The 12,435-nt window shown below is 45.5% G+C and carries 10 protein-coding genes and 1 pseudogene; 5 read left to right on the top strand and 6 right to left on the bottom strand.

The features are described from left to right. Positions 1-748 precede the first annotated feature (748 nt). A complete protein-coding gene (locus MKZ32_RS06430; protein WP_239796514.1) occupies positions 749-1,702 on the top strand; it encodes an IS1595 family transposase in 954 nt (317 codons plus the stop codon). A 90-nt stretch (positions 1,703-1,792) separates the two neighbouring features. Here the strand turns inward: MKZ32_RS06430 and MKZ32_RS06425 are convergent, their stop codons facing one another. Both MKZ32_RS06425 and MKZ32_RS06420 read right to left on the bottom strand, forming a co-directional pair. Further along, entirely contained in the window at positions 1,793-2,164 is a 372-nt protein-coding gene (locus tag MKZ32_RS06425; RefSeq protein ID WP_239796513.1) for a PRC-barrel domain-containing protein, read from the bottom strand. 323 nt (positions 2,165-2,487) lie between these two features. Then, positions 2,488-3,366, bottom strand: a pseudogene (locus MKZ32_RS06420) (IS1595 family transposase). A gap of 552 nt (positions 3,367-3,918) precedes the next feature. On the opposite strand from MKZ32_RS06420, the gene MKZ32_RS06415 reads away from it, so the two are divergent. The 3 genes from MKZ32_RS06415 to MKZ32_RS06410 all read left to right on the top strand — a co-directional run bounded on the left by MKZ32_RS06415 (position 3,919) and on the right by MKZ32_RS06410 (position 7,108). Next, complete coding sequence (locus MKZ32_RS06415) at positions 3,919-5,721, top strand: asparagine synthetase B family protein (protein ID WP_239796512.1); 1,803 nt, start codon at positions 3,919-3,921, stop codon at positions 5,719-5,721. After that, positions 5,711-5,839, top strand: coding sequence for a hypothetical protein (locus MKZ32_RS15430; protein ID WP_275584262.1), 129 nt, complete (start codon positions 5,711-5,713; stop codon positions 5,837-5,839). Before MKZ32_RS06415 ends, MKZ32_RS15430 begins: the two co-directional genes overlap by 11 nt. 627 nt (positions 5,840-6,466) lie before the next feature. After that, positions 6,467-7,108 (top strand): Clp protease N-terminal domain-containing protein, encoded by a 642-nt coding sequence (locus tag MKZ32_RS06410; RefSeq protein ID WP_239796511.1) that lies wholly within the window; start codon positions 6,467-6,469, stop codon positions 7,106-7,108. 508 nt (positions 7,109-7,616) lie between these two features. Here the strand turns inward: MKZ32_RS06410 and MKZ32_RS06405 are convergent. The 4 genes from MKZ32_RS06405 to trxB form a co-directional block, all read right to left on the bottom strand. Then, entirely contained in the window at positions 7,617-7,970 is a 354-nt protein-coding gene (locus MKZ32_RS06405; protein WP_239796510.1) for a TusE/DsrC/DsvC family sulfur relay protein, read from the bottom strand. Between the two features lie 410 nt (positions 7,971-8,380). Beyond that, positions 8,381-9,454, bottom strand: a complete 1,074-nt coding sequence (locus MKZ32_RS06400; RefSeq protein ID WP_239796509.1) for a PQQ-dependent sugar dehydrogenase — start codon at positions 9,452-9,454, stop codon at positions 8,381-8,383. 155 nt (positions 9,455-9,609) lie between these two features. Further along, entirely contained in the window at positions 9,610-10,170 is a 561-nt protein-coding gene (locus tag MKZ32_RS06395; protein ID WP_239796508.1) for a Smr/MutS family protein, read from the bottom strand. Between the two features lie 11 nt (positions 10,171-10,181). Next, entirely contained in the window at positions 10,182-11,150 is a 969-nt protein-coding gene (gene trxB, locus MKZ32_RS06390) for a thioredoxin-disulfide reductase (protein ID WP_239796507.1), read from the bottom strand. A gap of 300 nt (positions 11,151-11,450) precedes the next feature. Here trxB and mltB point away from each other — a divergent pair, with 300 nt between their 5' ends. Beyond that, positions 11,451-12,404, top strand: a complete 954-nt coding sequence (mltB, locus tag MKZ32_RS06385) for a lytic murein transglycosylase B (RefSeq protein WP_239796506.1) — start codon at positions 11,451-11,453, stop codon at positions 12,402-12,404. Positions 12,405-12,435: the final 31 nt, after the last annotated feature.

The raw sequence follows: 12,435 nt of genomic DNA, 5'->3' as shown, positions 1-12,435 counted from the left end.
GATGCAATTTTTGGTTATCTTTACTATAAATTCAACAGCAAGACTTTCAACGTGCCAATTTAAATGACGTATGTGCTTGGGTTAACAGGATACTTGTTTCGACGAATATTCAGGCCAGCATGCCATGTGTATATTTCAATCCCTCTGGCTGCCAACCTTTGTTGAAAGCTTTTGATATAGATTAATATCTGCTTATTGTATGAATCACCTAGTTAATATTTTTATTATATAACATTGAGAAAATAGAGAATATGCTTGAACTGTAAGAAAAATATTCATTTTAAGGAAAAATTTGTAACAAATTGTTTCACCCCTGGGAGCACCTACACAATTTTTTACAGTTCAAATTTAATCATGCCGCCATGGGCAACATATGCTATTGCAACCCCGCTTGCCATTGCTTTCGGATTGGCCGCCGATACGGGGTAGATAACAGAATTTGCAGCGTCGTTTCTTGAACTTATACAGTTGGAATTTTCAGCACGGTGCAATGTCCAACACGGGAAGATTGAAAGTGATTTGAATTTCCAACGAGAAATAAGTTTGAACGGCTAAAATTCAGAAGGGATCTTGATGCAATGCATGCCTAGTGATCGACATGGAAGAAGCACGGCGGTGAAATTTAATGTAGGCCGGATTCAAGATCCCAACCACAAAAGTTAACCTGATTAGCCACGAAACTCAGCAGGCTCATCTGGTGAGCCTGTAGAGGCGGATAATAAGCGCATACCGACAAGAGGAGTGCGCGATGGGGATCAACAAGATTCAGTTTCAAAAAGGTCTGTCGATGACTGGATTCATGGAAAATTACGGAACGGAGGATAAATGCCACGCAGCATTGGTTGCTTCGCGCTGGCCTGCCGGGTTTGTTTGTCCGAAGTGCGGCGGTACGCACCATAGCACCTTCGAGCGCAAGGGACTGCATTACTGGCAGTGTTCGATGTGCCGAGAACAGACCACTGCAATCTGCGGGACGATTTTCCACGCCACGAAGCTGCCCCTGACCCACTGGTTTTTGGGTATGCATCTGTTGAGTCAATCGAAGAACAGCATATTGGCGCTGGAACTCAAACGTCATTTGGGGGTACGCTACAAGACCGCCTGGCTGTTGAAACACAAGCTGATGCAAGTCATGACGGTGCGGGAAGAATCGCGCCAGCTCGACGGTCGCGTTGAGATCGACGACGCTTATCTGGGTGGGGAGTTGCCCGGCGGCAAGAGCGGCCGGGGCTCGGAGAACAAGGTGCCCTTCATCGCTGCGGTGCAGACCACTGAAACTGGCCATCCGCTGTTCGTTTGCCTGACCAGGCTGAAATTTACCAAAGACGCGATTGCCCAGTGGGCGAAGAAATCGCTGTGCGCGTCGGTTAATGTCATTTCCGATGGATTGGGGTGCTTCCGAGCCGTCACAGAATCTGGAGCCACTCACGAGCGCACCGTCACCGGCGGCGGTACTGCCTGCGTAAAGCTGGAGCAATTTCGCGCGGTCAATACCCTCTTAGGCAATCTGAAGACGACGTTCTCTGGAACCTACCATGCGTTCGATTTCTCCAAGTACGCCCATCGTGATCTCGCCGAGTTTCAATATCGATTCAACCGCCGCTTCGACCTGTCTGTCATTCTGTTCAGACTGCTTCGAGCATCATCCGTCACTTCGCCCTATCCTGAGCGCCTCATACGCGCGGCTGAACATTGTGGCTAATCAGGTAAGTTAATGTGTAGTTGCACTAGGTCAGACTTAATCTGACAGTTACCGAATTTTTAGGGTGTCTGTCAGATCAAGTCCAGATTGCTAAACTTGATTTTTCCAAGCTGGATCCGCCACATTGGGCCAATTATCCTTATCGAATCCCGGCGCATTCTCGAGTTGATCTTTCTCTACATTAAGTATGAAACGCTTATTCGGCGTATCTAGTGTCAACGCACCCCATGGCACTGCGAAAAGTTTTTCTCCGATGCCGAGAATACCGCCATAGGACAAAACTGCATAAACGATTTTACCGCTCTCCATGTCCAGCATTATTTCCTTGATGTCACCCAGATCTTCTTCTATTTGATTATAGACATCATTTCCAATAAGCGTATTTACCCCCATTAATTGGGGGCCAAGCCTATTACCACTGTTTTTGTTTATCTCATCAGTATCATTATTTTCATAACTCATAATTTATCTCCAGTAGAAATTTTTTGTTTAAGAAATGTTTGCTGTGCATTCGCACATTTAATATTGTTAATGCATTCTGCACCATATTCGCTTCAGTTGTTTTTCTTTAGATCATTCCTTAAGATCACCAAAACCAACTTGGGCTTTACCAATGTTCTTCTGAAGCTTTCCTTTTACTTCCATATCCTTGTCATCATCTTTGTTCATAAAAATCTCCTGGAAATTGATTACCAATATGACGGTAATATCCGCACGTGAATACTGCGCGAAATATTAAACTCGGACAGTGCGATACCGTACTTAATTCAATATTTATTATGCCTCTAAACCATTTTCAGTTTAACCTGAGTATGCGTAAGGCAAGCGTTGAGGAGGTGTAATGGCAATTCTGCTTCCCACGCACGTCAATTGAATCGATAACAGAACTCATTGAAATACTCTTGCAGATACTTGGACGATACCCCGTGATAGGTTCCCAGCAGAAACGCCTTGAGGTTGCCGATGGCGATATGCACCCAGGGCAGCCATTCTCCGGCTTTGTCGGGCGGGGTCACCCGTGCGGTATGGTGCTGGGTCTTGCCGATCTCCACCAACGAAGCCAGCGCATCATTGCGCACTGGTTGGCCAGGCGGGAGGGGGTGTTGCACAAACTTCGCCACCGACTTCTTTGTCACAGCGGAGACCTTTTGCATGGCGATATAACCGGCACGCTGACCCCGGTTCTCAACCGCCACCAGCACCGGAGATTTTCCTTCAGCGCCGCGCCCCGCTTTCCACTGCGTCTGCCACCTACCAGAGCATCGTCAATCTCGATCAGATCTTGCAGCCGATAGAGGCTGCAAGATGCCCCATGGCAATACGTATCTTGCGCAGTATCCGGCTGACGGTGATCCAAGATATACCGATTTGTTTGGAAAGCCGCATGGTGGAGATACCCTTGTCCGATGAACTCAGATAGATTGCCCAGAACCACTTGGTCAGGGAAAGGTTGGTGGAGTGAAACAGCGTCCCAGCCGTGAGCGAAGCTTGGTAATGACATTGGGAGCATTCGTAACTGTGGCGCGTGGTGAGGGCATAGCCATTCTACATTGCGGACAACGGAATCCTTCCGACCAGCGTTGTTGCGCCAGCGCTTGAGCGCAGGCTTCTTCCGTTCCGTACCGTTTCTGCCAGTCCAGCAGGTTCACTTCCGTCGTATTCATAAGTCAACTATTTATCTATTTGATTACAAATAGTTTGTCAATTAAAACTGAAAATGGTTCAGAGGCATAATATTTATTAACCACCAAAAATCATTCATACAGTTGATTAGCTGGAATGGGCGTCAAGTCATGAACAAAAACCTCATCGCCATTTTAGACATAATAACCAGCATGGTGAGTACCTTAACATATGGCCGCATCTGCTCAGGACGAACCAACTTTTAGATGACTATCTCTTTTGCTCATCTTGCACTTACCTAAGAGTTATCCACTACAAATCACATAAAGCCGATTAAATGTTATAAAGTAATATGGTAGCAAGTATAAGTAACAACATCATTACATTAATGAGGAATGCATAGTTATTACATCGATCAATCTAAGATTCCATCCTCATCAAGGAAATGTAATGAGATCAATGTAATAAGCAGATTTATCAAATTGAATGACCTCCGGCAATGCCAAAGGTTTAATTAAAGTTGCTCCATTGAGAACTAACAAGGAGATTGCATGAAGGGAATGTGTGGTTGGTTCGGGGGCAAGGAGGATTGTATGCTTGCTAAAGAAATAACCGATGCCATGGTAGATGCTATGACTGACGAAAAAAGCGATTCGATGCAGGCGCTTTATGGCTCTTGTGAGGGAATAGCAGCTTGGTCAAAAATTGACCAAGCAAGTTGCCATGAAGAAGGCTTGCTTAAGATAGTTATTGTCGGCAATGTATATTGGGGAAACGATGAATTAAATGAACTTGCGCAAGAGAAAACTTCAGCGGCTGCAGTAGCTAAAGCCTACTCTCGATCAGGAAAAACATTTCTTGAGGATATGCATGGAGCTTTTTGCGTTGCCATTATTAATGCACAGGAAGGTACGGCTCTTGTCGCCATTGATCGATTGGGTATTTACTCCATTTGCTATGCCGCACCATGCAACCATTTTATTTTTGCGACCAGCACGAATGGAGTGGTCGCTCATCCTAATATGGAGCGAGTGATTGATCCGCAATCGATCTTTAATTATTTATTTTTTCATTCAGTTCCTTCTCCTGGAAGTATATATAAAAATGTACGCAAGCTACTGCCCGGGCAGTCTGCGCTATTCCAAAATGGGAAAGTGGAAACGAACTTTTATTGGCACCTGCAATATGCTGATTCGGGGCAAAGCCACTTTATACAACGCAAGGAAAGTCTCCAAAAATTGCTGCAAACGGCTCTGAGAAGATCGGTAACTGATGAACAAGTCGGTGCCTTTTTAAGTGGTGGTACGGACAGCTCGACTATCGCAGGAGTACTCGCCCAGTCATCTACTAAACCGGCAGATACTTTTTCTATTGGATTTGCAGCCGAAGGCTACGATGAAATGGAGTTTGCACGGATTACGAGCAAGCATTTTGGCACCCATGCTCACGAATACTATGTTACGGCACAAGATGTCGTTGATACGATCCCGCTGATTGCCAAAGCCTACGACGAGCCCTTTGGAAATGCATCGGCAGTTCCTACCTATTGTTGTGCCAAATTAGCCAAAGAGCAAGGCATCCGGCTGATGCTGGCGGGGGACGGCGGGGACGAAATTTTTGGCGGAAACGCGCGCTATGCCAAACAAAAAATATTCGAAGCTTATTCTCTTGTACCTGCAATGCTACGACGTAGCATATTGGAGCCTGTTATGTCTGGCATGCCGGGCATAGAACATATCCCATTATTGAGAAAGTTAAAAAGCTACATCGCGCAAGCTCAAATCCCATTACCAGATCGGTTGGAAACTTATAATTTTTTACATCGCGCCTCGCCGAGCGAGATATTCACTGCTGACTTTCTGGCTCAAGTGAATCACCAAGAACCGAACGAACTGCTACGAGCAGAATATGGCCGTACCGATTCCACTTCCTCTATCAATCGCCTCCTTAATCTGGATTTAAAATTCACCTTAGCTGACAACGATTTGCGCAAGGTTAACCGAATGTGTGAATTGGCGGGTGTAGCAGTTCATTACCCTCTGTTGGATGAGGATATTGTCACGTTTGCAGCGCAACTTCCCCCGTCTCTTAAAGTAAAAGGGTTGAAGCTCAGATACTTTTTCAAGGAAGCACTCAAAGATTTTTTGCCCCAAGAGACTCTCACCAAAAGCAAGCAAGGATTTGGTTTACCTTTTGGCGTATGGATGCAAACTTACCTCCCACTGCAAAAGCTAACCTACGACAGTTTGAAATCATTACGAGGGCGCGGTTATATCAAACCAGAATACCTTGATGCGTTGATAGAACAACACCGCTCAGGACATGCAGTTTATTACGGCGTTATGATTTGGGTGTTGATGATGCTGGAGCAATGGCTGCAGCATCATGAAAACTAAAGGACATGAGCAAAATTTGCAACCAAGCAACCTGAATTGGTATGAAATCCCCTTCCTTTTTGCTACTGATACAGAGGCTCAACCAAATGGTTCTGTCGCATTAAGTGCGACCAATTAAAATTGGTTATGCTGGTCGATTTAAAATGGTCGCTGTAACACGAGATGCTCGATATTAAAAAGATATGACTCTCCGAAGATGGGGTTTTGGTATGCGTTCGTTGGTACACTGCGCATCCATTGCGTTAGCTTCAAGTACCGACATATTTACGCATCCGACAGTATGCATTTTTGCGGTAAATGCAACAAAATCAAGTTATCAACAAAAGCATAAACCATAAATAATAATTCCCGTCATTAACGATGCTATTCAATTCCTATTCAAAGCTGAGGGATTGTGTCGAAATTGGCCTTGGTCACATGATTTGGGGTAGCTATGAAATCGTTAGCTAGCCTTGTTATGCGGGACAAGCCCAATTGGCGCTTTTGTGCGGCTGAATTGACGCAACCGTTACAAAACTTGTTCAGCAACAAAATTTTTACGACTGACAATTGTTAAAAATAGAAGCTTAAAATGGGATTTTTCTGAAACGACTATGTTAATGCTAGCGTTAGATATTTCATTTGCCCACCACATATTTTTCGTAATATACTGAAAGGTAGTCACCCATCGAGATCAAAATAGTACAGGTTTCGACATATGCCAAACAGCAATGACATTCGCTATAATCAACTGGAGGAAACATCAATGTGGAAACTTTATCGGGCAGATTTGCTTGGAAAAGAACTTGAAACCAACCTACGTCAAACTATCATCGAAGCGCGCGCAAAGCGGCATAAAACCCTCTCAGTGGAGCATTTGCTGCTGGCCATGTTGGATAATCCTTCGGCGATAGAGGTATTGCAGTCCCGCGGGGTAAATATTGAAGAATTGCGCATCTTGCTAATTGATTTTGTCGATAAAAATACACCTGTCGCACCGGATAGCGACGAAATTAATACACAGCCTACACTTGCCTTCCACCGCGTAATCCAAAGCGCAATCCTGGATGTGAAATCAACTAACAAAAAAGAAGTTTTAGGCAAAAATATTCTGGTTTTTTTACTTAATGAATATGATTCCCATGCTGTATCCCTTCTTAACCAGCGCACCATATACACGCTGGACGACAGCACGAAAAAGAACGATAACAGCGCAGTTTCTAACGTATATAGCAATGCCGGCATCATTGATCCTCACGACGTACACCGTGTTGCCAAGAATGAGTCGCTACTGGCCGCCGGACTGATGCCAAAAGTGAGCATAGATGAGACTGGCGCAAACCTGGGCTACTATAGTGCCGATTTGGGAGGTGACACGCTGGCTGCGTTGGCCAAGGCAGCACGCTAATGATTGTATAGAATAGTAAGAAAAGGTATTTGTGCTGGAATCAGTCTGGCGCAAATACCCCAACGTCCAAGTATGCTCTGCCGCAATGAGTGCGAACGCTGGCATATGAGCTATCATGTTATCGCCATCGATTAACGCTAGTATCTTATCAAATACCTCGTCCCAGATAATCAGAGCAAGACATAGTTTCTAAGTCAAACTGCGCCAGCAAATCTGTGCACACATCAATGCACACTTGATCAAATCTCCCAGCGCGAATATACCTTACCAGCTGGTAGGGTACATTAACTCCAGGACTATATAAGATTCTGGAAAGGACTACGCTTGACCAGTAAGCTTACTGACCAAGCGTAACAGCCGCGCAAACTGAGACTGTTACGGAATAAACAACGGGATAGCTAAATCAAGGATCAGATAATCTTCTAAACTAATTTAGCTTTGAATTAATTACTAAAACGCTTAGAGTCTATGACATAAATTGTCAAATTTTTTACTTTTAAACATAAACTTAAATGACTGTATGTGCATTGGGATCTACAAAAAGCTTGGGTAATCCCGCGATCTTACATCCTTGCTCCGCCGGACCTGAAGGGAACAGATCATACAGGTAGGGACTCTTACCTTTTTCTTCGCTTAATTCCTCGCTGACTGCTTGGGTTAATTCCCGAATATTGGGTGTACTTTGATGTTGTTTGTAGTACGCGCGCAAAAATTTGATAATTTCCCAGTGATTATCGGTCATTTCCAATTCCTCGGCGTGTGCAATAAATTTCGCGATGTCCATGTTCCAGGCGTCAAAATTGACGAGATAACCTTCCTTGTCGGTTTCATAGGTTTTATCATTAACGTCGATGGCGGGCATAATTTTTTCCTGTTTGATAATTTAAAGCATAAAAATATAAGATGAACAATTTACTGATAGCAACAAGGCCCTCAAAGCCGCCGCAGTCTATGTAAAGTAGCCCCCTCAGTCAAGCCAATAAATAACAGATATCTCTTTCGAAAAATGTACAAACTCTTAAAAATGCAGAGCAACCTAAATACATCTATATATCACATCACAAATTTCTGATGCCATTTATACCAGATGCCCCAATAACCCATTGACTACCAGCACAGCAGCTCAACCAACTTATGTTGCCCTCTTGAAGTTGAGTCCCTTGAAACGGTATGTCGTAAAATCCCTTGATCAGATCGCGTTCAATTTGGCGGATTCAAGAATCAATCACAACAGCGTATTCAGGCTCTTGCAGCACGCAACAATGCATGTATTCAAAGCGTATACTTCACACGGTAAATTGCCCCTGCAAGGTCGTCACTAATGAGCAGCGAACCATCAGGCATGACTAGTACGTCGGCAGGACGGCCCCAAACCGATTCTTTGCCGCTAGCATCCTTTTGCAACCAGCCGCTAATGAAAGGTTCATGACGAGCGACTCCACCCTGGTTATCAAGCACCACCCTGACAATCTGGTAGCCCACTTTTTGGCTTCTATTCCATGAACCGTGTTCAGCAATGAACACGTTATTCCGATATGCATTCGGAAATTGCTTTCCAGTATAAAACCTCATCCCAAGGGATGCGACGTGTGCTCCAAGCTTAACTACCGGCGTCACGAACTCTTCACATTTTCGCTTGTTCCCAAATTCCGGGTCTGGCGTATCACCTTGATGACAGTATGGATAACCAAAATGTTGACCGGGCTTTAAGACGTGATTGAGTTCGTCGCTCGGTAGATCATCTCCTAGCATGTCCCGCCCATTATCGGTGAACCATAGCGAACTATCGATCGGGCTCCAGTCAAACCCAACTGAGTTCCGTACGCCACGTGCCACAACTTCCATCGCGCTACCATCCGGTTTCATCCGCTGGATATTGGCAAAGCGATCGTCTGGATTACAGATATTGCAAGGCGCCCCAACTGGCACGTACAGCCAGCCATCGGGACCGAAAGCGATAAATTTCCAGCCGTGATGAGTTTCGATAGGAAGGCGATCAGTGACCACAATGGGTTTGGGCGGATTGGTTAATCGACCATCAATTTCATCCAAACGAAGAATTCGGGATACGGCGGATACATATAACTGGCCCTCTCGATAAGCCACGCCTACGGGCTTCGTAAGACCTGATGCAATAATATGTACCGCAGCAGTTCGATCCTGCTTCAGTTCAACTGCGTAGACGTTTCCGGCAGCCATACTACCTACATAAAGTACACCTCGACCGTCCGCGTATCGACCCAGAACCATCTGGCGCGCATTCGGTACGGCGTCGGTCAGCAATTCAATTTGAAAACCCGGTGGAAGGCGCAGCTTATCGAGTTGCAGGCTATCGGCCCAAGACATATTTGTTGGGAGTCCGAGCAGAATGAGGCAAAGAGACAGTAATCTGAATATGACTCTTTGTATTACGGCGACCGTCAGCGAATAACACATAAGCATGTTTAAAACTCCCCCGCCTTATCTGATTTATTTCGTTTAAATTAGTATTCTGCCGACTCTCATTTATCCAGAATGTTGCTGCTTTGGCCACCGGCCTTAAGCAATACCCAAACTGCGCCACTACCACCCGCATTTAGCGGCGCTTCGCAAAATGCCAGCACTTCGGAATATTGTGACAACCAATGGCGCACACGGCTTTTCAGTACACCTTCCTTACCACCTGCTTGCCATCCTTTGCCGTGTATCACACACACAAAGTGCAAACTATGCTGCGCCGCATCGCGCAAGAATTCAAGCAATAGCTTGCGTGCCGCATCACTGTGGAAACCATGTAAATCCAGGGTGTCCTGCATCGGCCATCGCCCACGCCGCAACTTACGCAGGGTCATGCGCGACATACCAGAACGCAGAAACTCGGTCGGAACATCACCCCCAGCATCATTGTCGGATAACGTGTCCTCAATTAAGTGGGTAGAAATTACAGTGCCACGTGGCATTACGCGACGTAATGGTTGAGCCAAGGAGATGCGGTTGGATGGCGGCAAGGGAATAACACCATCCAGTGCCTGTCGGAATAACTCGGCATTAATAGGTGCAGGCTGATCCTTCTTTTTTTTCATTGCTCCTTCAATTACTCCTTACAGTGGCTCAGTGTGCTTAAATATTTATCCGCATCCAACGCTGCCATGCATCCAGTAGCGGCGCTGGTTACCGCTTGACGGTAAATATAATCTTGTACATCACCTGCCGCAAACACACCGGAAATACTAGTGGCTGTAGCATTTCCATTCAGCCCCCCACGCGTGATTATGTAGCCATTTTCCATTTCTAACTGACCGTTGAAAATGTCAGTATTGGGTTTATGGCCGATCGCGACGAATACACCGGTCAGCAAGATGTTTTGCGTGTGACCGGTTTGCATATGCTTGAGACGCATACCAGTTACACCGCTGTGGTCACCTAACACTTCGTCTAATACTTGATGCAGTTGCAGCGTAATCTTGCCTTGCTCAACCTGCTTCATTAAATGATCCACTGTGATGCGTTCAGCACGGAAGCTATCGCGTCTATGCACGAGCGTGACATGGCGTGCAATCTTAGAAAGATACAGCGCTTCTTCCACTGCTGTGTTGCCACCCCCTATTACTGCCACATCCTGCCCGCGATAAAAGAAACCATCGCAGGTGGCACAAGCGGACACACCCTTACCCATGAATTTTTCTTCAGAAGGCAAACCGAGATACTGTGCCGAAGCACCCGTGGCGATAATAAGTGCATCGCAAGTATAACTACCCGCATCGCCGATCAAAGCGAATGGTTTTTGTTGCAGCTTGACGGTATGAATGTGATCAAAAATAATTTGTGTATCAAAGCGTTCCGCATGTTGCTGAAAGCGTGTCATCAGTTCGGGGCCTTGCACACCCATCGCATCGGCGGGCCAGTTGTCTACATCGGTGGTAGTCATCAGTTGGCCCCCTTGCGCCATGCCGGTTATCAACATCGGCTTAAGGTTGGCACGCGCAGCATAGACTGCGGCAGTATATCCTGCAGGGCCTGAGCCAAGAATAAGTAGGCGGTGATGCTGTGTTGGTTTTTTCATAAAAATAAAATTCTCCAGTCCAATGCAATCAGGGAGCGGAATTTAACAGTGGTGCATCCCTTTGTCGAGGGTAAAATACAAACAGATAGCGGCCCAATAAACTGTCTGGGTTTGTAGCACTAGATTTGTTCGATTTAACTCAGCCTTGGCTCTGTTGGACTCCATTTTTTACTTGTGAGCCAGAAAAATGAAGCCCAATGTTTCTATAAAATGCTTGATACAGGAAATAAAAATGCTTTACCCATTGGGCTCCACCATTTTCAGCCGGTTTCATTATTACAAACAGGGGAGACAGTCGATATGATGACTTGGCTTTGTTTCGCTCTGCTACTGCTTTTTATTCCAAGCGTGGGTGCAATGGAATTACCCGGCCTCCCCCAATTCATTGACGAAATGGTGATAAAACACCAGTTCAAGCGTGATGAACTGGAGCAAATATTTCAACGCACGCAATACCGCCCAGCGGTTATCAATCTCATTTCCGCACCAGCTACCATCAAACCCTGGCCACAATACCGTGCCGCTTTCACCAACAATAAGCACATAAGCGATGGACTAAAATTTTGGCAAAACCATATAAACGCGCTGCAACGTGCGGAAAAGGAATACGGCGTGCCGCAGGAAATGATCGTCGCGGTGATTGGTGTGGAAACCAATTATGGTCGCAACACAGGTAAGTTCAATGTATTGGATACACTGACTACCTTAGCCTTCGACTATCCGCGTCGTGCCTATTTTTTCCGCAACGAATTGGAGCAATACCTATTGCTGGCACGCGAACAAAAATTCGAACCATTCAAAATACAAGGCTCCTATGCAGGTGCAGTGGGCATTCCACAATTCATGCCGAGCAGTTACCGCAAACACGCAGTGGATTTTAACAACGATGGAGAAATCAATTTATTCAATGATCCGGAAGACTCCATCGGTAGTGTGGCAAATTATTTCAAACAATATGGCTGGCAAAGTGGCGAACCTGTGGCGGTTCGTGCCAAATTAAACGAAAAGGCTGAATTAAATATCAAAGAAACCCACAACATGGCAGCTTGGGCAGAAATGGGAGTGATTCCAGTGGTACAAACCGCAGACCTGAAATCTGCATGGCTGCTGGATTTTACTGTATCCGATGGCAAGGAATTCTGGCTGGCATTCAAAAATTATCAAGTCATTATGCTTTACAACAACAACATCTTCTACGCTATGTCAGTGTACCAACTTGCCGATGCTCTCCGCAATGCGCGAATCGTGAATTAAGGCGATCCAGATAGTTATTGCGATTCAATAC

The organism is Candidatus Nitrotoga arctica (assembly GCF_918378365.1).
Taxonomy (GTDB): Bacteria; Pseudomonadota; Gammaproteobacteria; order Burkholderiales; family Gallionellaceae; genus Nitrotoga; species Nitrotoga arctica.
Note: the sequence above shows the minus strand (reverse complement) of the source record. Positions and strands in the feature narration are given on the sequence as shown.

Excerpts from the sequence above, each read along its gene's own strand:
- MKZ32_RS06395 (WP_239796508.1), bottom strand. The coding sequence starts at position 10,170 with ATGAAAAAAAAGAAGGATCAGCCTGCACCTATTAATGCCGAGTTATTC.
- MKZ32_RS06410 (WP_239796511.1), top strand. The coding sequence starts at position 6,467 with ATGTGGAAACTTTATCGGGCAGATTTGCTTGGAAAAGAACTTGAAACC.
- trxB (WP_239796507.1), bottom strand. The coding sequence starts at position 11,150 with ATGAAAAAACCAACACAGCATCACCGCCTACTTATTCTTGGCTCAGGC.
- MKZ32_RS06415 (WP_239796512.1), top strand. The coding sequence starts at position 3,919 with ATGCTTGCTAAAGAAATAACCGATGCCATGGTAGATGCTATGACTGAC.
- MKZ32_RS15430 (WP_275584262.1), top strand. The coding sequence starts at position 5,711 with ATGAAAACTAAAGGACATGAGCAAAATTTGCAACCAAGCAACCTGAAT.
- MKZ32_RS06405 (WP_239796510.1), bottom strand. The coding sequence starts at position 7,970 with ATGCCCGCCATCGACGTTAATGATAAAACCTATGAAACCGACAAGGAA.
- MKZ32_RS06425 (WP_239796513.1), bottom strand. The coding sequence starts at position 2,164 with ATGAGTTATGAAAATAATGATACTGATGAGATAAACAAAAACAGTGGT.
- MKZ32_RS06430 (WP_239796514.1), top strand. The coding sequence starts at position 749 with ATGGGGATCAACAAGATTCAGTTTCAAAAAGGTCTGTCGATGACTGGA.
- mltB (WP_239796506.1), top strand. The coding sequence starts at position 11,451 with ATGATGACTTGGCTTTGTTTCGCTCTGCTACTGCTTTTTATTCCAAGC.
- MKZ32_RS06400 (WP_239796509.1), bottom strand. The coding sequence starts at position 9,454 with ATGTCTTGGGCCGATAGCCTGCAACTCGATAAGCTGCGCCTTCCACCG.